Origin of the sequence: Kutzneria kofuensis (genome assembly GCF_014203355.1) — a bacterium.
GTDB classification, from domain to species: Bacteria; Actinomycetota; Actinomycetes; order Mycobacteriales; family Pseudonocardiaceae; genus Kutzneria; species Kutzneria kofuensis.
On the sequence record NZ_JACHIR010000001.1, the window covers coordinates 84,196 to 108,054 of the forward strand.

Sequence of the window (23,859 nt, forward strand, 5' to 3'; positions counted from 1 at the left end):
AACTGATGGCGCCGACGATCACGCCGTCGACCCGGGCCAGCCGGCTACCGCAGAGGCAGCGCAGGTACTCGACGCCGCCACGACCGGGGCGGCGGCCTAATCGCTCGGCGTCTTGATGGTCAGGTTGAAGTCCGCGCCGATCGTCAGCGGCGGGTCGAGCTTCCAGCAGTTCTTGTCCGCCAACTGCTGCAGCGCCTGTACCCGGTCGACAGCCTCGCTCCATACCTTCTGCCGGCCGGGGGTGCAGGGGTTGCGCAGGTGCTTGAGCCGGATCTTGTTGAAGGCGGCCAGGAAAACCGGCTCGGCGACGCCGGACACCGGGGTGCCGGAGGCCTCGATGATGGACTCGGTGATGAGCTTGGGCAGGCCGTCGCAGTCGCTGCTGCTGGGGCCCATCATCAGCGCGGTGTCGAACAGGTCCTCGGCGCCGAGGGTGCTGCGGATGTTGAGCTGGTTGGCGATGGCCAGCGCCGGCGTGAGGAACAGCTCGTGGCCGACCTTGAGCTGGACGTCGTCGAATCTCCGGTCGGCGGCGGCGGTCCGCCAGTCGTTGACGAACGAGTCGCCGAGGGCGCCGGTGTCGTCGCTGTGGGACTCGCCCAGCTTCTGCAGGGTGGGCAGGTAGCGGCGGAGCGGATTGTCGGGCACGTCGTCGGTGTACTGGCTGACCACGGTGAACACGTCGCCGCGGGCGGTGCAGAAGCTGGCCCAGCCGGCCTTGAAGCCGCAGCCGTCATGGTCGTTGACGATGCTGGCGTACTGCGGTGTGGTCTTGCCTTGTTCGAACACGGCGGTGATGTCGTCCAGCATCGTCACCACCCGGGGCGGCAGTGTCGGCCCGGCCGGGGGCTTGCTGGCCGTGGTCGTCGTTGTCGTGGCGCCGCCGGTGGTCGAGGACGTGCCGCCGGTCGGCGAGGTGGAGGTGACCGGCGGCGGGGATCCGGCCGGCGGCAACGTGATCACCGATGGCCCGGTGGGCACGACCGGCGGTAGCGCCGTGTTCTCGCTGGAGCCCGGCCACATCGTCGTGAACGCGATGCCGACACTCGTCACCAGCGCGAGGGCCACGGGTACCGCGGTTCGCAGCGGCAGGCCGCCGACCTGGACGTCCCAGAATCCCTTCGACCGCGGCTGACTGGACTCCACTCGAGTTCGCTCCGTGCTCGATCGGATTGCGCACACCGCTGGATTTACGCAGGTGGGAGCCGCGCGGTTCAACCGAACGGCCCCCGGCCCGACCCGCCCGGGCTCAGCCGAACGCCGTAGGCCGACCCATCGGATGACTTCTTCGATGTAAACGTATTCCGAACAGATACTACGGCTATAGATCGGATGTCCAGCCTTGACGACGCAGGCGTGACCGGAGTACTCGTTCATCGACAGCCACGAGCCTCCCGCCGCGGGCTCCATCGAGAGGAGCACGATGCCCAGCCCGCGCACGCGGGGCAGCTGGATCCGCCGGATCGGGATCGTCCTGGTCGCCAGCCTCGCCCCGATCCTGCCGGTCGCGGCCACCGCCGCCCCCGCACAGCCACCGTCCGCGACGGACTGGTCGAAGGCCGTCGTCGACTCGACCATGAAGCGCTTCACGCCGGCCACGCTCGGCAGCTGGGGCTACCAGACCGGCCTGTACCTCTACGGCCAGTACCTCGTCTACAAGCGCACCCACGACAAGGCGTACCTGGACTACATCAAGGCCTGGGTCGACCGCTTCGTCGACGCGAACGGCAAGGTGAGCAACAGCTTCAACAGCCTGGACTCCATGCAGTCCGGCAACCTGCTGGTGCTGCTGTACCAGGAGACCAAGGATCCCCGGTACCAGAAGGCGGCCGCGCAGATCCGGACCCGCCTGAACACCTACCCGCGCACCTCCGACGGCGGTTTCTGGCACGCCACCAGCCGTGAGCACCAGCTGTGGCTGGACGGCACCTACATGGTGCTGCCGTTCCTGGAGCGCTACGGCGCCACCTTCGACGACGCCACGTACGCCAACGCCGAGGCCGCCAAGCAGCTCGTCACCTACGGCAGCCACCTCGCCGACCCGTCCGGCTTCTTCTTCCACGCCTACGACGAGTCCGGCACGCAGACCTGGGCCGACCCCGCCACGCACCACTCCTCCGAGTTCTGGTGCCGGTCCATCGGCTGGTACTCCATGGCCAGCGTCGACGTCCTCGACTACACCCCGCGCTCCGACCCCAACCGCGCGAAGATCATCAAGAACGTCCAGAACCTGGCCAAGGCCATCCGCAAGTACCAGGACCCCGCCACCGGCCGCTGGTTCCAGGTGCCCGAGAAGCCGACCCTGTCCGGCAACTGGACCGAGACCTCGTGCTCGGCGATGTTCACCTACATGGTGTCCAAGGCCGTGCAGAAGGGCTACATCGACCACAGCTACCAGGCCGTGGCCGACAAGGGTTACAAGGGCGTGCTGGCCAAGGTGTCCCTCGGCAGTGACGGCCTGACCAACATCGCCGACATCTGCATCGGCACCAACGTCGGCGACACCGCCTTCTACCTGGCCCGGCCCCGGGCCACCAACGACCCGCACGGTCTCGGCGCGTTCCTGATCATGAACGAACAGATGCGCGGCACCCACCACTAGCGGCACGGACAAGGCCGCCTTGCCCGCGTCCGGCGCGAGCAAGGCGGCCTTCCGTGCCCCCCGGATAGGCTCGCCGGCATGGCGAGCGTGGCGGGGCTGGTGCTGGCGGCCGGGGAGGGCCGGCGGTACGGGATGCCGAAGGCGCTGGTGTCCCACGGCGGGCGGCTGTTCGTGGAGTCGACGGTGGATCGGCTGCGGGCGGCGGGGTGCGGCCGGATCGTCGTCGTGGCGGGGGCGGCGGCGGAGAAAGTCCGCGAGGCGGATCTCGGGGACGCCGAGGTGGTCGAGAATCCCGACTGGCCGAGCGGGATGGGGTCGTCGCTGCGCAAGGGAATCGAGGCGCTGCAAGGGACAGCGGCGCAAGGGGTGGGCGCGGTGGCGGTGATGACGGTGGACCTGCCGGGCGTCACGGCGGAGGCGATCGAGCGGGTGCTCGGGCACGCGACGCCGGACGTGTTGGCGGCGGCGACCTACAACGGCAGGCGGGGGCATCCGGTGTTGATCGGGCGCGAGCACTGGCAAGGGGTCCACGAGCTGGCGCAGGGGGACAGCGGGGCGAGGGCGTATCTGCGGCGGCACGAGGTGACGGAAGTGGCCTGTGAAGATGTGGCCGACGGGCACGACGTGGACCGCCCGGAGGACCTTCCCCGGTGAGGTAGCGTCCGCCCAATGAGGTGGATCACGGGAATCGTGGCGGCGTTGCTGGTGGTCACCACGGCGACGACGGCGGCGGCCGCACCAGGGCCGACATGGCGGCTGCACCCGACGGGAAGCGACGCCCGGTTGCGCGGACTGTCGGCAGTGAGCCCGCTGGTGGCGTGGGCGAGCGGCAGCGCGGGCACGATCCTGCGGACGACCGACGGCGGCAGGAGCTGGCGCCAGGTGGCGCCGCCGAACGCGGCAGCGCTGGATTTCCGTGACGTCCAGGCGTTCGACGCGCTTCACGCGGTGGCGTTGTCGATCGGCCCGGGGGACAGCTCCCGGGTCTACCGCACGGAGGACGGCGGCAAGTCGTGGCAGCAGACGCAGACGAACGCCGACCCGAACGCCTTCTACGACTGCATGGCGTTCTTCGACCAGCGGCACGGCCTGATCGTCGGTGACCCGGTGAACGGCCGGTTCGAGGTGCTGTCGACCGACGACGGCGGCCGCAGCTGGCAAGTGCTGCCCGACGCCGGCATGCCCGAGGCACAGCAGGGCGAGGCGGGATTCGCGGCCAGCGGCCAGTGCATCGCCACGAGCGGCGGCCAAGATGCGTGGATCGGCAGCGGTGGCGGGGCGCAGTCCCGGATCTACCACTCGACGGACCGCGGCCGCACCTGGCACGAGACGGCCACTCCCCTGCCCAGCAGCGCCTCCTCCGGCGTGTTCGCGGTGGCGTTCCGCGACCCGAGGCACGGCGTCGCGGTCGGCGGCGACTACTCGGCGCCGATGACGGGATCGGCGGCGACCAGCCAGGACGCCGGCCGCAGCTGGCAGGCGTCCACGGTCAGCGGCTACCGCTCGGGAGCGGCGTGGCTGCTCGGGAACGCTGTGGTCGCGGTCGGCCCCAACGGCAGCGATCTGAGCCTGGACGGCGGACGGCACTGGCGGCAGTTCGACACCGGCAGCTTCGACACGGTGTCCTGCCCGACGCCGGTGACGTGCTGGGCCGCCGGCGAGCACGGCCGCGTCGCCACGCTCATGCCTTGACAAGCATATAGCCGGTGACGTACTCCAACCTGGTGGCCACGACCTTCGAAGTGCTCGCCGAGCCGAGCCGGCGCCGGATCCTCGACCTGCTGCGGACCGAGGAGCGGTCCGTCGGCCAGCTCGTCGACCAGCTGGAGCTGAGCCAGCCGGCGGTGTCCAAGCACCTGCGCGTGCTGCGCGAGGCCGGTCTGGTGACGGTCCGGGTGGACGCGCAGCGCCGCTGCTACCGGCTGCGCCTGGACCCGCTGCGGGAGCTGGACGACTGGCTCGCGCCGTACCGGCGGCTCTGGTCGGACCACCTGGACGCGCTCGAACGCCACCTGGACCGGGTGGCCGGCGAGGACTCTTGACGGCCAGGGCACAGTGGTATGGACCAAAACACCGCCACGGAGGCAACTGAATGACCGAGGACTACGGCACCTTCCTGCGCGAGGAGCTGGGCCGGATCGAGCGGCACAACGCGGACGCGCTGGACAAGGTCGCGGACGTGCTGCTGGCCGCGATCAAGGCGGACGGCACGGTGCTCGCGGCGGGCGCCGGGCACTCGCTGGCCGCCGTCGCCGAGACCTTCTACCGCGCGGGCGGCCTGGCCTGCGTGCGCCCGCTCTACCACCCCTCGCTGCTGCCGATGCACGGCGCGGTGTCCAGCACGACCGCGGAGCGCAAGTCGGGCCTGGCCGCGGAGGTGCTGACCGGCGTGGAGCTGACCGAGCGGGACGTGCTGATCATCTTCTCCACCTCGGGCATCAACCCGTACCCGGTGGAGCTGGCCCGGCAGGCGAAGGCGGCCGGCACGCCGGTGGTGGCGTTCACCTCGATCGCGACCAGCTCGGTGGCGCCGAAGCGGGCCGGCACGACGCTGGCCGAGGAGGCCTCGTTCGTGCTGGACAACCTGGTCATTCCGGGCGATTCCGCCTATCCGCCGGGCGCCCCGGTGACGGCCCCGAGTTCGTCGCTGGCCAACGCGTTCCTGTGGAACCTGCTGCTGGTGCGGTTGCTGGACCGCGCCACGGCGACCGGCTTCGAGCTGCCGTTGTGGCGCAGCGCCAACGTGGAGGGCGGCGACGCGGCCAACAAGGCGCTGCTGGCCAAGTACACGCCCCGCATCGACGTGCTGGCGTGACGGAACCGACACCGGCGGTGAGTAGAAATACCGAGGAAGGGAAGTCGGGAAGGGGCTAGCGTCCGTCGAGGCACGTGACGCTCAAGGGGGGCCTGAACTTCATGCAGTCGAAGACCAGATGGTGGATTCTGGGCACGGGCGGCACGGCGGTGGTCGCCGTCATCGCCACCGCCGGGTACCTGCTGCTCATGCCCGGACCGCCGTCGAAGTACGTCACCAACTCGCCGGTGACGGACCCGCAGCCGTTGTCCGCCAACGATGTGGCCCACGACTACGCGCAGTCCTTCGGCGCGCTCGACGCCTCGGCCGCGGCGGCGCTGACCGACGACCCGACGGCGTCGACCGCGGCGCTCACGACGCTGTACAAGAACATGAGTGCCGCTCGGTTGACCGCGAGCGTGGCGGGCGACGCCGCGAACAACGCGGCCACCGTGAACGTGGACTGGCGCCTGGGCCAGTTCGACCTGCCCTACCAGGTGACGCTGCAATTGGTGCAGCGCAACGGGAAATGGCTCGTCCACTGGTCGGACGCGGACATCCACCCGGAGCTGGCCAAGGGCCAGTCACTGACGCTGCGCACCACGCCCGGCGGCTCGACGCTGACCGACCGCGACGGCAAGCCGATGCAGCTCGACGCCGTGCCGAAGACGCTCAAAGCCGGTGTGCAGCAAGCGATCGGCGGTGATCTGCAGGCCGTCGACGGGCATTCGATCACCATCGTGGACGCCGCCGGCACTGACGTGAAGACGCTGGGCCAGCAGGAGGGCACGAAGAAGGCGGCCTACGCGCTGACGATCGACGCCGGCACGCAGGCGGCGGCGCAGAAGGCGGTGGACGGCTTCCAGGGCGCGGCCACGCTGGTCGCGATGCAGGCGTCCACCGGCGAAATCCTGAGCGTCGCCACCAATGCCGCGTTCGACAGCAGCGGACTGAGCCCGCTCACCGGCACGTTCCCGCCCGGCTCCACATTCAAGATCGTGACGGCAACCGCGGCGTTGCAGCACGGCGTGACCGGGAACTCCGCTGTGTCCTGTCCGCCGACCGTCCACATCGGACCGCGCACGGTCCCCAACGAGGACGGCGTCGTCGCCGGCAGCCCGCCCGATTATGCTACCCAGGTGCACACGGCGTTCGCGAAGTCGTGCAACACCACGTTCGCCCAACTCGCGGCGAATCTGGGCGCGAACGACTTACCCACCGCCGCACGGCAACTCGGCCTCGGCGTGGACTACGACATCCCGGGCATCACGACCAACACCGGGCGCGTCGATACCGCGACCGACGAGGTCGATCGCGCGGTCGACGGCTTCGGCCAGGGCACCGACCTGGTCAGCCCGTTCGGCATGGCTGTCGTCGCCGCCACCGTCCACAACGGACAGGCGCCGACGCCGGTGTTGATCAGGGGTCAGCAGACCACCGCCCAGGGCATGGTCGCGGCGCCGCCGGTGAGCGTGCTCAACCAGGTGCGCACCATGATGCATGAGGTGTGCACGCCGGTGGGCACCGCGCACGCGCTGGCGTCGCTGCCCAACACGTTCGGCAAGACGGGCACCGCCGAGGTCGGCGACGGCCCGGCCCACGGCTGGTTCGTCGGATACCGCAACGACGTCGCCTTCGCGGTGCTGCTGCCGCACGCCGACTCGTCCGGCCCCGCGGTGAACGTGGCGGGCACGTTCCTGCGCGCGATCGGCTGATCCCAACTGATCACCCGGACGGCGCTGATCACCCCAATGGTCTAGGGGAAACGGGTCGTCCGGGTGCAGCCTCGCCCTACTTCTTCTTGGTCCTCGTGGCGCCGCCCCGGCCCCGAAGCTGCACGCCGGACTCGGACAACACCCGGTGCACGAAGCCGTACGAACGACCGGTGGACTCCGCGAGGGCGCGGATGCTGGCACCCTTCTCGTACTTCTTCTTCAGGTCAGCGGCCAGCTTGTCCCGCGTGGGCCCCGTGATCCGGGCGCCCTTCTTCAGGTCAGCCACCTTGTCCCGCCTTCCGTGGGAGTGCAGGTCGGGCCGTGTTCGGCCCCTGTCGTCGCAATGATCGAACACGACGGGCCCGAACGCCAGACGATCAAGCAAAATCATCGCTCGGTGATCGTTGAGTTACCTCTGGCTGATCACCGGAGTGAATGAAGTGATCAGTGTTGCCATTGTGGCAGATCAACGCCTCGACCAGCGGATCATGCCAACTCGATGAGCTCGAGGTAGTCATCCGACCAGTGGTCTTCCGTGCCGTCGGGCAACAGGATCACCCGCTCGGGTTCCAGCGCCTGAACGGCCCCCGGGTCGTGGGTGACGAGCACGACCGCGCCCTCGAAGCGGCGCAACGCGTCGAGCACCTGCTCCCGGCTGGCCGGGTCCAGGTTGTTGGTTGGCTCATCCAACAGAAGCACGTTGGCCGCGCTGGAGACCAGGCCGGCCAGGGCGAGCCGGGTCTTCTCGCCGCCGGACAGCGTGCCGGCCGGCTGGTCCAGCTGCTCGCCGCTGAACAGGAACGTGCCCAGCAGCGACCGCAGCTGCTGCTCCGGCACGTCCGGCGCGGCGTGCCGGATGTTCTCCCAGACCGTCGCGTCGTGATCGAGGGTCTCGTGCTCCTGCGCGTAGTAGCCGATCCGCAGGCCGTGGCCCGGCACGAGCTCGCCGGCGTCCGGCTTCTCCATGCGGCCGAGCAGGCGCAGCAGCGTGGTCTTGCCGGCGCCGTTCAGCCCGAGCACCACAACCTTGCTGCCGCGGTCGACCGCGAGGTCGACGCCGGTGAAGATCTCCAGCGAGCCGTAGGACTTGCTCAGGCCCTCGGCCATCAGCGGGGTCTTGCCGCACGGGGCCGGCTGCGGGAAGCGGATCCGCGCGACCTTGTCGGCGACCCGCTGGTCCTCCAGTCCGGACAGCAGCTTCTCGGCGCGCTTGGCCATGTTCTGCGCGGCGACCGCCTTCGTCGCCTTGGCCCGCATCTTGTCCGCCTGCGCCATCAGGGCCGACGCCTTCTTCTCGGCGTTGGCCCGCTCGCGGCGGCGGCGCTTCTCGTCGGCGGCGCGCGCCTCGAGGTACTTGGCCCAGCCCATGTTGTAGATGTCGACCTCGCCGCGGGTCGCGTCCAGGAACCAGACCTTGTTCACGACGTCGGCCAGCAACTCGACGTCGTGGCTGATCACGACGAGGCCGCCGGTGTGCTGGCGCAGGAAGGACCGTAGCCAGGAGATGGAGTCGGCGTCGAGGTGGTTGGTCGGCTCGTCCAGCAGCAGCGTGGTGCCGGCCTTGCCGCCCGCGCCGGATTCCGAGGCGCCGAACAGGATTCGGGCCAGCTCGACGCGGCGGCGCTGGCCGCCGGACAGTGTGCGCAGCGGCTGCGCGAGCACGCGGTCGGCGAGGCCGAGGTTGGCGCAGATGCGCGCGGCCTCGCTCTCGGCGGCGTACCCGCCGAGCGCGCCGAAGCGCTCCTCCAGCTTGCCGTACTTGCGAACCGCGTTGTCGAGCGCGTCCTGGTCGACCAGCTCGGCCATGGTCGTCTGCGCCTTCTCCATCTCGCGCAGCAACTGGTCGAGGCCGCGGGCCGACAGCACGCGGTCCTTGGCCGTGACGGACAGATCGCCCTCGCGCGGATCCTGTGGCAGGTAACCGAGTTCGCCGCTGCGGCGGACCTCGCCCGCATACGGCTGGCCCTCGCCGGCGAGCACGCGCAACGAGGTGGTCTTGCCCGCGCCGTTGCGGCCGACGAGGCCGATGCGGTCACCCGGCTGCACGCGCAGCGTGGCGTCGGAGAGCAGGATGCGCGAACCCGCGCGCAGTTCAAGGTCGGTGACGGTGATCAAGGCACAACTCCGGAGTCGGTGTGATCGCGGGCAGGACTCGTCCGCCCACCGGCCTCGGGGCCGGCGGGCCCGGAGGCCGCCTAGCAGATCAGCTTGATCACGTATCAAGTTTACGTGCCGGCGCGACCGGATTTCGCCCACCCCCGGGCTTCGCCACGCAGCTGTGACACGACACACAGTGACGACGCGTCAAATGTGAATGTCTTGACTACTCCATTCGAGCTATGCCTACACTCCGCCGGTCGCGGAAAGTTGCTAGATCAACAACTTTTAGTGACGGCCAATGCCTTCAGTGACCGCTTGAGATCAATTTCCGCCGCACTTGATCTCTTTCCGGGGTAAGCGCTTTCCCTGTGTGCTTTCGCGCGCCCGGAATCCGACCGGTGAGGGGAATTCCTTGCTCCGAACGCACAAGTGGCTGCCGCTGGCGGCTGCGACCCTGCTTGCCACCCTTGTCACACCGATCGCCGTGGCCGCGCCGGCCGGACCGCTGGCGGCCGGCGGCTCCAACTACGACTTCTACAACCTCACCAACGGCTGCGACCGCGAGGCGTACGGCACCGTCGACAGCTTCGACCGGGGCCGGGACACGATCACCACGCAACTGCGCCAGATGTACGACGCCGGCCAGCGCCGGCTCCGCATCGGCATCTTCCACCAGCACGGACCGGACTCCGGCACGGTCATGGACTCCAGCACCGGCGACCTCTCCCCTGTCGATCGCCAACAGCTCGTCGACCTGCTCGCGGCGGTGAAATCCGCCGGGTTCCAAGAGATCGAGCTGGCCTTCCACCCGCAAGGGGCCGATGACCCGCACAACTGGGATGCCATGGATGATTCGGCGTACCAGGAGGACTGGGGCGTGATCTCCAAGCTGCACCCGCTGATCGCCGCCGCTGGCATCCCGTACCGCATCGACCTGCTCAACGAGGGCATGCCGATGTCCAACGAGACCGTGTTGCGCTCGTACGCGCAGCGCCTGTGGTCCGACTACACCGGGCAGTTCGGCAGCGACGACACCGTCGGCTTCTCCATGACGGTGTGGATCGCCGACCGCGCCACGCAGCTGCCCGCCGTCTACGGAGACAACCCGCCGGACCTGTTCGACGTGCACCTCTACGGCGACAGCTGGAACGGCGACGAGTACAGCCAGTTCGTCGACGCCGACAAGAAGATGACCGAGCTGGGCTACCACCAGCAGTGGATCATCGGCGAGACCTACTTCGACGACGGCACGGCGGCGGACGGGATCCGGCGGGCCATCGCCGACACCGGCCGGTCCGTGCGCTACCTGACCCAGTGGCCGCTGACCCGGGCCCAGAAGTGCTCCGACGTCGACCAGGCCCCACCGGTCTCCTACGCCGCCTTCAGCGCCGCCGGCTTCTAACACCTCACCGACTCCCAGTCAACGCCTTGGTGTTCGGAACGGACCATTCCTCAACTCGGAGTTTAGGAATGGTCCGTTCCGACCGCAGGCTGGTGTCTGCCGGACGGCGGTCGGCGGGGGTGTGCCAATCTGATGCCCGTAGGCCGACACGGGTGAAGGGGCGTTCCTTGCTTCGACCGCGTGAGTGGTTGCCCGTGGCGTTGGCGATCCTGCTGGTCGCCGTGACGATTCCGCTCCGCCCGGGCGGCGGGGCGTCGGAAGCCGGCGGCTCCAACTACGACTTCTACAACCTCACCAACGGCTGCGACCGTGAGGCGTACGGCACCGTCGACAGCTTCGACCGGGGCCGGGACACGATCACCACGCAACTGCGCCAGATGTACGACGCCGGCCAGCGCCGGCTCCGCATCGGCATCTTCCACCAGCACGGACCGGACTCCGGCACCGTGATGGACTCCAGCACCGGCGACCTCTCCCCCACCGACCGCCGGCAGCTGACCGAACTGCTGGCCGCGGTGAAGGCCGCCGGCTTCCAGGAGATCGAGGTGGCCTTCCACCCGCAAGGCGACGACGACCCGCACAACTGGGACGCCATGGACGAATCGGCGTACCAGGAGGACTGGGCGGTGATCTCCCACCTACACCCGCTGGTCGCCGACGCCGGCATCCCGTACCGCATCGACCTGCTCAACGAGGGCATGCCGATGTCCAACGAGCCGGTGCTCCGCCAGTACGCGCAGCGCCTGTGGTCCGACTACACCGCCGCGTTCGGCAAGGCCGACACCGTCGGGTTCTCCATGACGGTGTGGATCGCCGACCGCGCCACGCAGCTGCCCGCCGTCTACGGAGACAACCCGCCGGACCTGTTCGACGTGCACCTCTACGGCGACTCCTGGAACGGCGACGAGTACTCCCAGTTCGTCCAGGCCGACCGGAAGATGACCGAGCTGGGCTACCACCAGCCGTGGATCATCGGCGAGACCTACTTCGACGACGGGTGGACCGCCGACGGCATCCGCCGCGCCATCGGCGCCACCGGCCGGCAGGTGCGGTACCTCACCCAGTGGCCGCTCACCCGCGACCGCAGGTGCGCCGACGTCGACCAGGCCCCGCCGATCCGCTACGCGGCATACGGGATGGCCGGCTTCTAGGGAACCAGCGGCCGCACCTGCTCGGCGACGAAGCGCACGAAGCCGACGGGATCGGGCTCGTCGCCGGTGGGCTGCAGGATCACGGTGTCGGCGCCGGCGTCGACCAGCTCCCGGACGGCGGCCGCGACGGTCTCGGCGTCGCCGGCGACGCCCACGTCCGGGCTGGTGCGGCGCAGGCGCTCCACCGCGTCGGGGCCGGTGGCGACGTGCAGGGGGGCGATGATCTCGTGGTCGATGAACTCCCGGATCCGGCGGACGCCGTCGACGGTCTCGTCGGCGACGAGCAGCGTGCCGTCGGCGGCCTCGGCGGTCAGCCGCAGGGTCTTCGGCCCGATGCCGCCGGCGTACACCTTCACGGGGTCCGAGGGCGGCCAGTCCAGACGCACCTTGTCCAGCTTCACGTACGTCCCGTCGACGCTGACCTCCTCGCCGCGCAGCAATGCCCGCAAAGCGTCGAGGTACTCCCGCAGCAACGTCAGCGGCGACGACACGCGGGCTCCGACCTGGCCCATCCAGCCCTGCACGCCGTGACCGACGCCGAGGATCACCCGGTCGGGGAACAGCCGGTGCAGGGTCGCCACCTCCATGCCGGTGAGGGCGACGTTGCGCAGCGGCACCGGCAGCAGCCCGATGCCGACGCGCACCCGTTCGGTCCACGCGAGGGCGGCGGCCGCGCTGGCGATCCCGCTCTCGGAGAAGCAGTCCTCCCACACCCACAGCTGGTCGAGCTCCCACGCTTCTGCGGTCTCCGCCATGGGGCGCAGGAGCTCGGGCGCGAACTGGGGCCGGAACACGGTGCCGAGGGCAGTCATGCCGCCTTCCTACCAGCCCCCGGTGCGGGTGATCACGTCCATCAGCGTGCCCGGATCCTCGACGTGCAGGTTGTGGCCGAGCCCCGGCAGCACCTCGACGTGCTCGGCCAGCGCCCGCACCTGCTCCGGGGAGCTCATCGGGTCGTTCTCGCCGGTCACCATCAGCACCGGGCACTTGGCCGCGGCGAGCAGGCCCCGCATGTCCGGCCGGCCGACGGCGAACGTCGCCGGGTCCAGCGCCAGCCGCCAGCCGTCGCCGGTGGTGGCGAGCCCGTCCGGGTCCGCCGGCATCAGACCGCCGAGACCGGACACCTTGAGGTAGCGTTGCGCCGCCTCTTCCTTGCTGCCGAACACCTTCACGGGTCGCTGCGCCATCGCGGCGGCGCCGGCGAGTTCGTCGTCGGTCCACTCCACCTTCACGCCGACGGCGACCGCGCGCCGCACCTCGACGCCGTACCAGCCGCTGGCCAGCGCGACGGCGAGCACGCCGCCGAGGGAGTGGCCGATCACGGTGACCGGCTCGCCCGCCGGCAGGTGCTCGGCGACCGCGCCGGCCATGGCGCCGAAGGAGTACCGTTTCAGCCGGCCGGATCTACCGTGTCCGGGCAGGTCGGGGGCGATCCAGCGGCGGTCGAGCCGCTCGGTGAAGCCGTCCCACACCGCGCCCGTCGCGCCCAGCCCGTGCAGCAGCAGCACCGTCGGTCCACCGGCTCCACCTGTTCGCACCCTCAACGTGTCCACCGTGCGGATCTTTCCCCACCACGGCCCCGGCGGGCTAGCGTCGTGGCCGTGGACGCCGCCGTGATCAACGATCCCGAGACCTATGTGCGTGGAGTGCCGCACGATCTGCTCGATGCTTTGCGTGCGGAAGCGTCCGTGCTGCGGGTGGCCGATTTCTGGGCGGTGCTGCGGCACGCCGAGGTGCGGCAGGTGCTGCGCAACCCGCAGCTGTTCTCGTCCAACCTGGGCGGCACGCAGATCCGCGATCCCGCGACGCCGGAGGACCTGCGGTACGTGCGGCGAATGATGCTCAACATGGATCCGCCGGACCATCCCCGGCTGCGCGGGCTGCTGGCGCGGGCGTTCACGCCGCGGGCCGTCGCCCGGCTGACGGATCGGATCACCGGATGGGCGGACGACCTGGTGGCCGCGGTGCAGCCCGACGGCGGCGCGGATCTGGCCAGGCAGCTGGCCGACCTGCCGCTGCTGACGCTGGCCGAGGTGTTCGGCGTCCCGGAGCGGGACCGGCGGCTGATGTTCGACTGGAGCAGCCGGGTGATCGGCTTCCAGGACCCCGAGTACGCGGTGATCGACACCGTCGACGCCGACGGCGTGACCGACATGGCGCGGGCGGCGCTGGCCGTGCGGCCCAGGCCGGGGCCTGACGGGGCGATGCCCGATCCGCGTACCCGGCAGGGCATGCCCGACCTGTACGCGTACGCGACGGCGCTCGGCGAGCACAAGCGTTCCCAGCCCGGCGACGACGTGATGAGCAACCTCATGCGGCACGTCGACGACGACGGCGGCCGGGTGTCGATCGAGGAGTTCGAGAACCTGTTCTGGCTGTTCTCCGTGGCCGGCAACGAAACACTGCGCAACGGCATCCCCGGCGGGTTGATCGCCCTGATGTCGCACCCCGACCAGTACCGGCGGCTGCTGGCCGACCGGTCGCTGCTGCCGACGGCGATCGACGAGATGCTGCGGTGGTGGACGCCGGTGATGCACTTCCGCCGCACCGCGACCGCCGACACCACACTGTCCGGAGTGGACATTCGCGCCGGGGACAAGGTGGTCGTGTGGTTCTCCTCGGCCAACCGGGACGAGCGGGTGTTCCCCGACCCGCACGCGTTCGACGTCGGCCGCTCCCCCAACGACCACCTCACGTTCGGCCACGGCCCCCACTTCTGCCTCGGCGCGCAGCTGGCCCGGGCGCAGATGACCGCCGTGTTCACGGCCGTGTTGGACCGTTTGGGCGAGATTCGCTCGGCCGGCGAGCCGATCCGGCTACGGTCCAGTTTCCAGAACGGAGTGAAGAGCCTGCCGGTCACGTGGTGACCTCGACTGGGGAGGATGTGCCTTGCTCAAGTTCGTCGTCGGTGTCGCGCTGGCCGCCGTGGCCACCAGCTGCGGGCCGAGTCAGATCGGGACCACGCCGTCCCCGGGTGCGCCGCCCGCCACGTCCACATCGCCGCTCATCCACCACTGGGCGATGCCCAACCTGGTCGGCTCCGGCCTCCAGGACGCGCAGGACGCCATCCAGAAGCTGACCGGCAACGAGATCTTCTTCAGCGGCTCGCACGACGTCAGCGGCAAGGGCCGGCACCAGATCCTGGACCGGGACTGGAAGGTGTGCAGCCAGAACATCGCCGCCGGCACCCAGATCCAGGCCGGTGTGAAGATCGACTTCGGTGTGGTCAAGCTGGCGGAGCAATGTCCGTGACGGCTGTCGAGGACGCGGCGCCGGCTCCGACCGTAGGGTGACGAACGCCTACGGAGGAGACGCGACCGATGGACTTCGAGCGCCACTGCGCCGAGATCGTCACCCAGACCGAGCTGCTGGCCGAGGGCGTGACCGGCGCCGATCTGACCGCCCGCGTGCCGGCCTGCCCGGAGTGGAGCCTGGGCGGGCTGCTCCGGCACCTCGGCAAGGCGCACGCGTGGATCGAGGAGATCGCCCGCACCCGGGCGCAGGAGCCGGTGCCGGACCCGTCGCGCGACGTGAACGGGGACGACTCGGGTGAGCCGCCGGTGGGGTGGCTGCTGGACGGGGCGAAGCGGCTGGCGGCGTCGATCCGCGACGCCGGGCCGAACGCGCTGGTGTGGACGCCGCTGGCGCCGATGCCGGTGTCGTTCTTCGCCCGCCGGATGGTCCACGAGACGCTGGTGCACCGGGCGGACGCGATGCAGGCCGCCGGCCGGGAGTTCGTGGCCGGCCCGGAGGTCGTCACCGACGCCGTCGACGAGTGGATGGAACTGGACCAGCTGCCGCAGCACTTCGAGTTCAACCCGGCCAAACGGGACCTGCTCGGCCCCGGCCGCACCTTGGCCTTCCGCGCCACCGACGCGGACGCGGCCTGGCACGTGGACCTCACCGGCGACGCCATCGTGAACGGGCGCGGTGACAAGCCGGCCGCCGTCACGGTCGAGGCGCCGCTGACCGACCTGCTGCTGATCATCTACCGCCGTCAGGTCCCGGTCGGCGTGACCGGCGACGCCGAGCTGTTGGCCTTCTGGTCCGAGCACGTGACGTTCGGTTAGGGGGCGACGGCCACCCACAGCGGCAGCGGGTGGCCGCTCTCCTTCGGGGTGAGCCGCTGCACGGCGGCGAAGCCGGCGGCGGTCAACCCGGCCGTGACCTGGGCGCCGGTGATCACCTGGTGCCGGGTCGACACCGCCCGGATCAGCTCCCACTGGCTGCCGGAGCGGGCCAGCTGCAGCACCTCCAGGCCGTAGGACTGCCCGTCCTCGGCCCAGTCCCACAGCTGCACGGTGACCTGGCGCTGGTCCCCGCGCCCGGACACGCGGGGCGGCGGGGCGGTCGGGCGGAGGCGGCGCAGCTTGTCCAGCTCGGGCACGGCGGCGATGAACAGGCCGCCGGGGCGCAGCGCCAGCCGCGCCGCCGCGAGCGCCGCGTCGAGGCCGTTCTCGTGCGCCAGTCGCGGCAGCAGGTCGTCGTTGGCGTGCACCACATCCAACTGGCCGGCCGGCATCTGGGCCAGCACGTCGAGCAGATCGGCGAACCGATGGTCGCCGGGGCCCAGCACTGCGGTGGCCACGTCGGCGAACACGCGGTCGCCCGCGGGTCTCGGTGTGGTCACGCGACCAAGCCTACGGGTCGGCCCTCTGGGGGATTGCCGGCGGTCCGACACTAGGGTGAACCAACACGCAAGCGCGACCGTCGAACCGGTTACAGCTGGACACCTGGCGACTCCAAGTAATACTTTACGCCATTAGGAGTACATACAGCCTCCGTTCAGAGGTGCCACGGTCACGTGCTCACCCAGTAGTGTCACTGCTGCGTGACAAGTTGACAGCGAGGAGTCACTATGACGATCGCTGCTGGTCATCCGGACCTGTCGTTCGTCGACACCGTGCCAGCCGACCGGGACGAACTGGTCGGCCTGCTGGCCACCGGTCCGTTTCCCGACGCCTTGCGCGCCGCGATCAAGACCAGCCGGTTGAGCCTGGACCGTATCCAGCACCGGCTCGGGCTGCGGGGCACCACCATCAGCGTCGCCACGCTCAGCTACTGGCAGTCCGGCCGGAGAAGGCCGGAACGGCCGGAGTCCCTCGAGGCACTGCGCCACCTGGAAGCCGTGCTCGGCGTGCCGCCGAGCTCGCTGACGGCGCTGCTCGGCCCGCCCAGGCCGCGCGGCCGGCGCAGCCGTCCGACCAGGGTGCTGCCGATCGACGCGCTGTGGTCGCGGCGGGAGCGGCTGGCCACGCTGCTGTCCCGCGTCGACACGACGTCCGACTGCCGCCTCGGCCGGCTCAGCCAGCACGACCGCATCGAGGTGGCTCCCGACGGTGGGCAGCGCTCGCTGTGGGTACGCCAGGTGCTGCGCGCGGAGCAGGACGGCGCGGACCGCTGGGTGCTGGTCTACGACGCCGAGTCCGGCCCGGGCGTGATCCCGGAGCTGACCAACCTGAGCAACTGTCGGGTCGGCCGGACCGCGGTGGACGAGGAGTCCAGCATCATGGTCGCCGAGCTGGTCTTCGACCGGACGCTCGCGCGCGGCGACACGGTGATCATGGAGTACCAGCTGAACCACCCGGGCCCGCAGTACCCGGCCAGCGGCAACGCCTACTGCCGCAAGTTCCGGCTGCCGGTCCGCGAGTACGTCATCGAGGTGCGGTTCGACCAGTCGCGGCTGCCGGCGCGCTGCCAGCAGTACGCGGTGCCGGCCGGCGAGGAGGGCCCGTCCCGCCGCCGCAACCTCACGCTCGACCCGTCCGGTGGCGTGCACTCGGTCGCGCTGGGCTTCGGCCCCGGCGTGTTCGGCATCCGCTGGGACTGGCCCAGCCGCTAGAGAGCATCCCGAAGGAGCCCGTCGCCTGCCCCCGGCGGCGGGCTTTTTCGTGGGCACCACCTGCTCGTAAATTACGAATAAATATTGACAGCGCGGGTCCCGCCCCGGCACCCTTCGTCCCGGCAGCAGCGCAGCCGCCAGGAACGAGGTAACTATCGATGTCCCCCTTGTTACGCAGACTCACGCTCGCCTGCGCGGTGGCGCTCGGCATCGGCACGCTGGCGGCGCCCGTCGCGACCGCCGACGCCGACCACCACGCGAGCGACAGCGTCATCTCCCCCACCCCGTACATGGGCTGGAACTCCTACTTCGGCCTCGGCGCCCCGACCGAGCAGAACGTGCACAGCGTCGCCAACTTCCTGGTGTCGAGCGGCCTGTCCAAGGCCGGCTACGACATCGTCTGGCTGGACGGCGGCTGGCAGGCCGACCCGCCCCGGACGCCCGCCGGCGACCTGGCCGTCGACCCGGCGCGCTGGCCGGGCGGCATGCCGGCGCTGGTCGCGTTCATCCACGGCCTCGGCCTGAAGGCCGGTATCTACACCGACGCCGGCGCCTACGACGGCAAGAACTGCGGCCTCGGCAGCGGCGGCGGCTACTACCAGCGCGACGCCGACCAGTTCGCCCGGTGGGGCTTCGACGCCGTCAAGATCGACTTCCTCTGCGGCCTGGCCCAGAAGCTCGACCCGGCGGTGGCGTTCCACGAGTTCTCCCAGGCCGTCGCCAACACCGGCCGCAAGATGATCCTCAACCTGTGCGACCCGGTCACCTCCGTCTGGGGCGTGCCGGACTGGCCGTCGACCCGGGAGGCCGGCTACGCCTACACCTGGGGTCCGACCAACGCGACCTCCTGGCGCACCGACACCGACGTGGCCTTCGGCAATCCGACGCCCGGCGAGTGGCCCGCCGTGCTGCGCAACATGGACGACAACGCGGCGCACCCCGAGGCGCAGAGCCCTGGTCACTACAACGACCCGGACTACCTGATCCCGATGCGTCCCTTCCCCACCGGCGGCACCGAGCTGACCGAGGAGGAGTCGACCACGCAGTTCGTGATGTGGGCGGAGATGGCATCGCCGCTGATCATCGGCTCCGACCCGCGCACGCTGCCGCAGTCGATGCTCGACACGCTGAAGAACCCGGAGATCCTGGCCGTCGACCAGGACCCGCTGGCGATCCAGGGTGTTCGGGTGGCCGACTCCGGCGGCGGCAACGTCTACAGCAAGGTGTTGTCCGGCAAGGGAAACCGGGCGGTCGTGCTGCTGAACCGGAGCAGTGACCCGTCGGACATGACCGTGGACTTCGCCAAGGCCGGCCTGAGCGGCGACGTCAAGGTCCGTGACCTGCGGGCCCGCGCCGACAAGGGCACCGTCACCGGTTCGTACACGGCCACGGTTCCGGCCCACGGCACCGTGATGCTGAAGCTGTCCGGCACGGACCTCACGCCGGGCAGGGACCTCGGCGGCAACGCCAGCGACAGCCCGGCCCTGGTCCGGTTCGACGACACGCACGCCTACACCTTCGTGCGGGACGTGTCCGGCCAGCTCGCGGAGAGCACGGTCGGCAGCGGCAAGTGGGCCAAGCTCGGCGGCCCCACCCACGACCAGATCGTCGGCCAGCCCGCGGCCTACGCCTCCGGCGCCGACCGGGTGGACGTCTTCGTGCGCGGCACGGACAACGCGGCGTACCAGCGGACGTTCGAGCACGGGCGCTGGGGCAACTGGGTGAAGCTCGGCGGCAACCTGACCGACTCCCCCACCGTCGCCTTCACGTCGCCGACGCAGTGGACCCTGGTGGCCCGCGGCGCCGACGGCAAGGTGTGGCAGCGCGGCTCCGGCGGCTACGGCAACTGGACGTCGCTGGGTTCACCGAGCGACAAGCCGATCTACGGTCGCCCCAGCGCGGTCGCCGACGCCAACGGGACGCACATCGTGGTGCGGGCCTTCGACGACAGCGCTTGGCTGTGGGAGCAGAACACGGGCTGGACCGCCCTCGGCGGCGTGATCAGCACCGCCCCGACGCTGCTGGCGACCTCCGGCCGGCTGTACCTGTTCGCCCGAGCCAGTGACTACACGCTGTGGCAGCGCAACTTCACCGACGGTTCGTGGGGAGGATGGTTCCCCCGCGGCGAGTACGCCAGCAACGCCATCGTCGGCACCCTCGGTGTCGCGGCCGGCGCCAACGGCTCGGCGTGGGTGGCCGTCCGCGGTGTGGACGACCACGTGCACCAGACCGTGCTGTGACACGAGGAGTTTCTGTTGAGTGACCGTTGTGCTGTCGTGACGGGGGCCGCGTCCGGTATCGGCGCGGCCACCGCCCGGCGGCTCACCGCGGACGGCTACCGGGTGATCGGCGTGGACATCGCCGAGGGTCCCGAGGTGGCCGTCCGCGGCGACGTGAGCGCGCAGGCGACCTGGGACGAGGCGTCCCGGCTGGCCGGCGGGCCGGTGGACGCGTTGGTGAGCAACGCCTTCACCGTCGTCGTGAAGCCGCTGCACGAGCAGACGCCGGCCGAGTGGTCGCGTCAGATCGACGTCAACCTGACCGCCGCCTACCTCGGCGCGCACCAGTTCCTGCCGTCGCTGCGGGAGCGGCGCGGCGCGATCGTGCTGGTGTCGTCGGTGCACGCGCGGGCGGGCCTGCCCGGACATCCGGCCTACGCCGCGAGCAAGGGCGCTCTGGTGTCGCTGGGGCGGCAACTGGCCGTCGAGTACGCGCCCGAGGTGCGGGTGAACACGGTGCTGCCGGGGCCGGTGCTCACGGGCGCGTGGGATCGAGTGTCCGAAGAGGACAGGTTGCGCAGTCAGGAATCGACGCCGTTGCGTCGGCTCGGTGATCCGTCGGAGGTGGCGTCGGTGGTGGCGTTCCTGCTGTCGGCGGAGGCGTCCTTCGTCACCGGCGCGGATCTCGTGGTCGACGGCGGCTGGACCGTGCAGAAGGACTCGGCGTGAACTCCGTGCGGTGCTGGCCTTTTCACCGGGTCAGCACCACGCGGGCCGGGGCGGCTTCGGCGTCGGTGAGCCGGATCGGCAGGCAGGTCAGCTCGTAGCGGCCGGGTTCGGTGGCGGCGAGGTCCAAGCCCTCGATGATCGGCACGCCGGCGCCGAGCAGCGTGTGGTGGGCCGGGAAGTCGGTGGCGCCGAAGCACTCCACCGACAGGTAGTCGATGCCGACGAGACGGATGCCCTTGGCCACGAGCGCTTCCGCCGCCTGGGCGCTGACCGCGACGTAGCCGGGGTCGAACGCCTTGTGGAGCCGACCGGTGGTGGAGTTGGTGGTGCGGAACAGAATCCGCTCCGCGCCGGCCGGGATCTCGGCGACGTGCTCGGCGCGGATCGGGCTGTCGTCGTCGATGCCGACGACGTGGACCGGCCCGCACAGCACGTCCAGGCCGATGTCGTCGATGCCGGCCGCGCCGGGGATGAAGTGCGACGGAGCGTCGACGTGCGTGCCCTGGTGGGCCGACAATGTCCACTTGCTGGCGTCGGACTCCTCGCCGCGGTCCAGGCGGGTTTCCCACTCGCACACCGGCGCGGTGCTGCCCGGCCAGTGCGGCATGTCCGGCCTGATGGCCAGCGTGACGTCGATCAGCACGGGAGTCATCGTAGGAAGCCTGTCAATAAGTATCCATAATTAATGATTTGATGTACCCTGAGCGACGACCGGCGACCATCCGTGAGGCGGGGGCCTTGTGAAGATCACTGACATCGAGACGTTCCTCGTGCCGCCGCGCTGGCTGTTCCTGAAGGTCAGCACGGACGAGGGCGTCATCGGCTGGGGCGAGCCGGTGGTGGAGGGTCGCGCGGAGACCGTGCGGGCCGCCGTGCACGAGCTGGCCGACCTGGTGCGCGGCCAGGATCCGCTGCGCATCGAGGAGCACTGGCAGGTGTTGCGGCGCAGCGGTTTCTACCGCGGCGGCCCGATTCTCTCCAGCGCGCTCGCCGGTTACGACCAGGCGCTGTGGGACATCGCCGGCAAGGTGCGCGGCGTGCCCGTGCACGAACTGCTCGGCGGCCCGGTCCGTGATCGCATCCGGGTCTACTCCTGGGTCGGCGGCGACCGTCCACATGGGATTCGCGCGGCGGTTCAGGGACAGGTGGACCGCGGCTTCACCGCCGTGAAGATGAACGCCTGCGGGCCCATCGACGCCATCGCCACCCCGGCCGACGTCGACGGCGTCCTTGCCCGCGCGCACGAGGCCCGTGACGTCCTCGGGCCGGACCGCGGGCTGGCCATCGACTTCCACGGCCGCGTCTCCCCCGCCATGGCCAAGCGGTTGCTGCCCCGCCTGGAGGAGGTGCAGCCGCTGTTCGTCGAGGAGCCGATCCTGCCCGAGTTACCGGCCGACGTGCTCAAGTCCGTTGTGGACAGTTCCCCGGTGCCGATCGCCACCGGGGAACGGCTGTACTCGCGCTGGGAGTTCAAGCCCGTGCTGGACGCCGGCATCGCCGTCGCGCAGCCCGATCCCTCCCACGCCGGCGGCATCTCCGAGCTGCGCCGGATCGCCGCCCTGGCCGAGATCTACGGCGCCAGCATCGCGCCGCACTGCCCGCTGGGGCCGATCTCGCTGGCCGCCAGCGTGCAGGTCGCGTTCGCCACGCCGAACTTCCTGATCCAGGAACAGAGTCTGAACCTGCACTACAACGCCGGCAGCGAGCTGACCGGGTATCTTCTGGACACCAGCCCGTTCGCCTTCGTCGACGGGCAGATGGCCCGACCCACCGGGGTCGGGCTGGGCATCGAAGTCGACGAGGACGCCGTGCGCCGGGCCGCCGAGATCGGGCACGCGTGGCGGTCGCCGGTGTGGCGGCACGAGGACGGAAGCCTCGCGGAGTGGTGAACCACCAGGACAGGAGCCTTGCGCTGTGGTGACTTTCGGGAACGTGCTGCGATCGACCCGGCTGGTCGGCATCGTCCGCGGCGACGGCGTCGGCAACACCCGTGACGCCGTACGGGTGCTGTTCGAGTCCGGGGTGCGGCTGGTCGAGGTGTCCCTGACCGGGCCAGGGGCGCTGGAGGCCATCTCCGCCGTCCAGGTGCCCGACGGCTGCTGGCTCGGCGCCGGCACCGTGCGGACCCGCTCGCAGGTCTCCGCCGCCATCGCCGCCGGCGCCACCTTCGCCGTCAGCCCCGCCCTGACGGAGTCCGTCGCCGCCTGCGTCGACGCCGGCCTCCCCATCCTGGCCGGCGCCTTCACGCCCACCGAGGTCGAAACCGCACTCTCCCTCGGCGTCGAGGCCGTCAAGCTCTTCCCCGCCTCCGCCGGCGGCCCCGCCTATCTTTCCGCGCTGCGCCAACCGTTCCCGGACGTGCCCTTCGTGCCCGTCGGCGGCGTCGGCGTCGCCGAGGCCGAGGCCTACCTGGCCGCCGGGGCCATCGCCGTCGGTGTCGGCTCCCCGCTGGTCGGCGACGCCGCCTCCGGTGGCGACCTGACGGCCCTGGCCGACCGCGCCGCCCGGTTCGTCACGCTGGCGTCGTCATAGGACCTTTCGCTCAGCGTCCGGAGATCCGCTTGAGGTCCTCGCTGGCCTTGTCCACCAGCGCCCGCATCGCCTGCTCGGCGCCCTCGGCGTCGCCTTCCCGGATGGCGTCGAGCACCCTGCGGTGACTGGGCACGGGGTCGTCCGCGGGATCGGCGTTGTGCACGACCTGGTCGCGCATGGCCAGGCCGCTGGCGATCACCCGTTCCATCTGCACGACCAGCTGGTTGTGCGTGGCGCCGAGGAGCGCGCGGTGGAAGTCGAGGTCGGCGTCGACGAGCTTGCCGGGGTTGCCGGCGGCCTCGCCCATGCGGGCCAGCGCGGCGTCGAGGTCGGCGAGATCCTCCTCGGTGGCGCGCTGCGCGGCGAGCCTGGCGGCGGCCGGCTCCACGATGGACCGCACCTCGGCGAGGTGTTCGAGCAGGTCGGGGTCGGGCGGCCCGGCGGAACGCCAGCGCAGCACGTCGCCGTCGAGCATGTTCCAGCCGCTGCGGGGCCGCACGAAGGTGCCGCGCTTCTGCCGCGCGTCGATGATGCCCTTGGCGGACAGCACCTTCAGCGCCTCGCGCAGCGCGGTGAGGCTGACGTCCAGCTCCTCGCGCAGGGCGAGCAGGTCGAGCGTCGCCCCCTCGGGGATCTCCCCGGACAGGATGCGCCGCGCGAGCGCCTCGACGGTCTGCCCGTGCACGCCCCTGAGCTGGTAACCGCTCAACACCCCTCCACCCCTCATGTGCCGAGGGCATACAGTATCGCCCCGCCACCGGAGATACTAATTT

Annotated in this window: 24 protein-coding genes; 16 read left to right on the top strand and 8 right to left on the bottom strand. The window is 70.6% G+C overall.

Translation table 11 applies throughout. The features are described from left to right. Positions 1 to 96: 96 nt before the first annotated feature. Positions 97 to 1,146, bottom strand: coding sequence for a chitosanase (locus BJ998_RS00400; protein WP_184857405.1), 1,050 nt, complete (start codon positions 1,144 to 1,146; stop codon positions 97 to 99). A gap of 277 nt (positions 1,147 to 1,423) precedes the next feature. Here BJ998_RS00400 and BJ998_RS00405 point away from each other — a divergent pair, with 277 nt between their 5' ends. The 6 genes from BJ998_RS00405 to BJ998_RS48940 all read left to right on the top strand — a co-directional run bounded on the left by BJ998_RS00405 (position 1,424) and on the right by BJ998_RS48940 (position 7,111). Continuing rightward, positions 1,424 to 2,602 carry a glycoside hydrolase family 88/105 protein gene (locus tag BJ998_RS00405; protein ID WP_184857406.1) on the top strand — a complete coding sequence of 393 codons (1,179 nt, stop codon included), beginning with the start codon at positions 1,424 to 1,426 and terminating at the stop codon, positions 2,600 to 2,602. 78 nt (positions 2,603 to 2,680) lie between these two features. Next, positions 2,681 to 3,256 (top strand): nucleotidyltransferase family protein, encoded by a 576-nt coding sequence (locus tag BJ998_RS00410; protein WP_184857408.1) that lies wholly within the window; start codon positions 2,681 to 2,683, stop codon positions 3,254 to 3,256. A 15-nt stretch (positions 3,257 to 3,271) separates the two neighbouring features. Continuing rightward, a complete protein-coding gene (locus BJ998_RS00415) occupies positions 3,272 to 4,294 on the top strand; it encodes a WD40/YVTN/BNR-like repeat-containing protein (RefSeq protein WP_184857410.1) in 1,023 nt (340 codons plus the stop codon). Positions 4,295 to 4,326: 32 nt separating this feature from the next. After that, positions 4,327 to 4,644: an ArsR/SmtB family transcription factor gene (locus tag BJ998_RS00420; RefSeq protein WP_184868321.1), complete on the top strand. Its 318-nt coding sequence runs from the start codon at positions 4,327 to 4,329 to the stop codon at positions 4,642 to 4,644. Between the two features lie 50 nt (positions 4,645 to 4,694). Then, entirely contained in the window at positions 4,695 to 5,417 is a 723-nt protein-coding gene (locus BJ998_RS00425; protein WP_184857412.1) for a sugar isomerase domain-containing protein, read from the top strand. Positions 5,418 to 5,491: 74 nt separating this feature from the next. Beyond that, entirely contained in the window at positions 5,492 to 7,111 is a 1,620-nt protein-coding gene (locus tag BJ998_RS48940; RefSeq protein ID WP_184857414.1) for a penicillin-binding transpeptidase domain-containing protein, read from the top strand. Positions 7,112 to 7,187: 76 nt separating this feature from the next. Here the strand turns inward: BJ998_RS48940 and BJ998_RS48425 are convergent, their stop codons facing one another. Together BJ998_RS48425 and BJ998_RS00440 are read right to left on the bottom strand one after the other, a co-directional pair. After that, positions 7,188 to 7,397, bottom strand: a complete 210-nt coding sequence (locus BJ998_RS48425) for a helix-turn-helix domain-containing protein (RefSeq protein WP_025357225.1) — start codon at positions 7,395 to 7,397, stop codon at positions 7,188 to 7,190. A gap of 200 nt (positions 7,398 to 7,597) precedes the next feature. Continuing rightward, positions 7,598 to 9,226 carry an ABC-F family ATP-binding cassette domain-containing protein gene (locus BJ998_RS00440; RefSeq protein WP_184857416.1) on the bottom strand — a complete coding sequence of 543 codons (1,629 nt, stop codon included), beginning with the start codon at positions 9,224 to 9,226 and terminating at the stop codon, positions 7,598 to 7,600. 397 nt (positions 9,227 to 9,623) lie between these two features. Here BJ998_RS00440 and BJ998_RS00445 point away from each other — a divergent pair, with 397 nt between their 5' ends. Together BJ998_RS00445 and BJ998_RS00450 are read left to right on the top strand one after the other, a co-directional pair. After that, a complete protein-coding gene (locus BJ998_RS00445) occupies positions 9,624 to 10,613 on the top strand; it encodes a hypothetical protein (protein WP_184857418.1) in 990 nt (329 codons plus the stop codon). A 167-nt stretch (positions 10,614 to 10,780) separates the two neighbouring features. Beyond that, positions 10,781 to 11,764, top strand: a complete 984-nt coding sequence (locus BJ998_RS00450) for a hypothetical protein (RefSeq protein ID WP_184857420.1) — start codon at positions 10,781 to 10,783, stop codon at positions 11,762 to 11,764. Here the strand turns inward: BJ998_RS00450 and BJ998_RS00455 are convergent. Together BJ998_RS00455 and BJ998_RS00460 are read right to left on the bottom strand one after the other, a co-directional pair. Beyond that, entirely contained in the window at positions 11,761 to 12,576 is an 816-nt protein-coding gene (locus BJ998_RS00455) for an LLM class flavin-dependent oxidoreductase (RefSeq protein WP_184857422.1), read from the bottom strand. The genes BJ998_RS00450 and BJ998_RS00455 overlap by 4 nt on opposite strands. Positions 12,577 to 12,585: 9 nt before the next feature. Further along, the gene (locus BJ998_RS00460) at positions 12,586 to 13,317 is read right to left on the bottom strand and encodes an alpha/beta fold hydrolase (RefSeq protein ID WP_184857424.1); all 732 of its coding nucleotides are present in this window, start codon (positions 13,315 to 13,317) and stop codon (positions 12,586 to 12,588) included. Between the two features lie 48 nt (positions 13,318 to 13,365). Between BJ998_RS00460 and BJ998_RS00465 the strand changes: the two genes are divergently transcribed. The 3 genes from BJ998_RS00465 to BJ998_RS00475 all read left to right on the top strand — a co-directional run bounded on the left by BJ998_RS00465 (position 13,366) and on the right by BJ998_RS00475 (position 15,834). Continuing rightward, positions 13,366 to 14,631 (top strand): cytochrome P450, encoded by a 1,266-nt coding sequence (locus BJ998_RS00465; RefSeq protein ID WP_312889853.1) that lies wholly within the window; start codon positions 13,366 to 13,368, stop codon positions 14,629 to 14,631. Between the two features lie 22 nt (positions 14,632 to 14,653). Continuing rightward, positions 14,654 to 15,016: a PASTA domain-containing protein gene (locus BJ998_RS46430; protein ID WP_221337823.1), complete on the top strand. Its 363-nt coding sequence runs from the start codon at positions 14,654 to 14,656 to the stop codon at positions 15,014 to 15,016. Between the two features lie 68 nt (positions 15,017 to 15,084). After that, complete coding sequence (locus BJ998_RS00475; RefSeq protein ID WP_184857426.1) at positions 15,085 to 15,834, top strand: maleylpyruvate isomerase family mycothiol-dependent enzyme; 750 nt, start codon at positions 15,085 to 15,087, stop codon at positions 15,832 to 15,834. Here the strand turns inward: BJ998_RS00475 and BJ998_RS00480 are convergent. Then, positions 15,831 to 16,394, bottom strand: coding sequence for a hypothetical protein (locus BJ998_RS00480; protein ID WP_312889854.1), 564 nt, complete (start codon positions 16,392 to 16,394; stop codon positions 15,831 to 15,833). The genes BJ998_RS00475 and BJ998_RS00480 overlap by 4 nt on opposite strands. Before the next feature lie 228 nt (positions 16,395 to 16,622). On the opposite strand from BJ998_RS00480, the gene BJ998_RS00485 reads away from it, so the two are divergent. From BJ998_RS00485 to BJ998_RS00495, 3 genes are all read left to right on the top strand, one after another. Then, a complete protein-coding gene (locus BJ998_RS00485) occupies positions 16,623 to 17,606 on the top strand; it encodes a helix-turn-helix domain-containing protein (RefSeq protein WP_184857428.1) in 984 nt (327 codons plus the stop codon). A 158-nt stretch (positions 17,607 to 17,764) separates the two neighbouring features. After that, complete coding sequence (locus tag BJ998_RS00490; protein WP_184857430.1) at positions 17,765 to 19,846, top strand: DUF8189 domain-containing protein; 2,082 nt, start codon at positions 17,765 to 17,767, stop codon at positions 19,844 to 19,846. A gap of 15 nt (positions 19,847 to 19,861) precedes the next feature. Next, the gene (locus BJ998_RS00495) at positions 19,862 to 20,554 is read left to right on the top strand and encodes an SDR family NAD(P)-dependent oxidoreductase (protein ID WP_184857431.1); all 693 of its coding nucleotides are present in this window, start codon (positions 19,862 to 19,864) and stop codon (positions 20,552 to 20,554) included. A 22-nt stretch (positions 20,555 to 20,576) separates the two neighbouring features. Here the strand turns inward: BJ998_RS00495 and BJ998_RS00500 are convergent, their stop codons facing one another. Further along, positions 20,577 to 21,206, bottom strand: coding sequence for a cyclase family protein (locus BJ998_RS00500; protein ID WP_184857433.1), 630 nt, complete (start codon positions 21,204 to 21,206; stop codon positions 20,577 to 20,579). 88 nt (positions 21,207 to 21,294) lie between these two features. On the opposite strand from BJ998_RS00500, the gene dgoD reads away from it, so the two are divergent. Together dgoD and BJ998_RS00510 are read left to right on the top strand one after the other, a co-directional pair. Beyond that, positions 21,295 to 22,443, top strand: a complete 1,149-nt coding sequence (gene dgoD / locus BJ998_RS00505) for a galactonate dehydratase (protein WP_184857435.1) — start codon at positions 21,295 to 21,297, stop codon at positions 22,441 to 22,443. Between the two features lie 25 nt (positions 22,444 to 22,468). Continuing rightward, positions 22,469 to 23,086, top strand: a complete 618-nt coding sequence (locus BJ998_RS00510; protein ID WP_184857437.1) for a bifunctional 4-hydroxy-2-oxoglutarate aldolase/2-dehydro-3-deoxy-phosphogluconate aldolase — start codon at positions 22,469 to 22,471, stop codon at positions 23,084 to 23,086. Between the two features lie 10 nt (positions 23,087 to 23,096). On the opposite strand, the gene BJ998_RS00515 is transcribed toward BJ998_RS00510, so the two are convergent. Next, on the bottom strand, positions 23,097 to 23,795 hold the full coding sequence (locus BJ998_RS00515) for a FadR/GntR family transcriptional regulator (protein ID WP_184857439.1): 699 nt from the start codon (positions 23,793 to 23,795) through the stop codon (positions 23,097 to 23,099). Positions 23,796 to 23,859: the final 64 nt, after the last annotated feature.

Bases quoted from the DNA above. Each gene is read 5' to 3' on its own strand.
- BJ998_RS00500 (WP_184857433.1), bottom strand. From the start codon at position 21,206: ATGACTCCCGTGCTGATCGACGTCACGCTGGCCATCAGGCCGGACATG.
- BJ998_RS00405 (WP_184857406.1), top strand. From the start codon at position 1,424: ATGCCCAGCCCGCGCACGCGGGGCAGCTGGATCCGCCGGATCGGGATC.
- BJ998_RS00425 (WP_184857412.1), top strand. From the start codon at position 4,695: ATGACCGAGGACTACGGCACCTTCCTGCGCGAGGAGCTGGGCCGGATC.
- BJ998_RS00490 (WP_184857430.1), top strand. From the start codon at position 17,765: ATGTCCCCCTTGTTACGCAGACTCACGCTCGCCTGCGCGGTGGCGCTC.
- BJ998_RS00410 (WP_184857408.1), top strand. From the start codon at position 2,681: ATGGCGAGCGTGGCGGGGCTGGTGCTGGCGGCCGGGGAGGGCCGGCGG.
- BJ998_RS00475 (WP_184857426.1), top strand. From the start codon at position 15,085: ATGGACTTCGAGCGCCACTGCGCCGAGATCGTCACCCAGACCGAGCTG.
- BJ998_RS00415 (WP_184857410.1), top strand. From the start codon at position 3,272: ATGAGGTGGATCACGGGAATCGTGGCGGCGTTGCTGGTGGTCACCACG.
- BJ998_RS00455 (WP_184857422.1), bottom strand. From the start codon at position 12,576: ATGACTGCCCTCGGCACCGTGTTCCGGCCCCAGTTCGCGCCCGAGCTC.
- BJ998_RS00485 (WP_184857428.1), top strand. From the start codon at position 16,623: ATGACGATCGCTGCTGGTCATCCGGACCTGTCGTTCGTCGACACCGTG.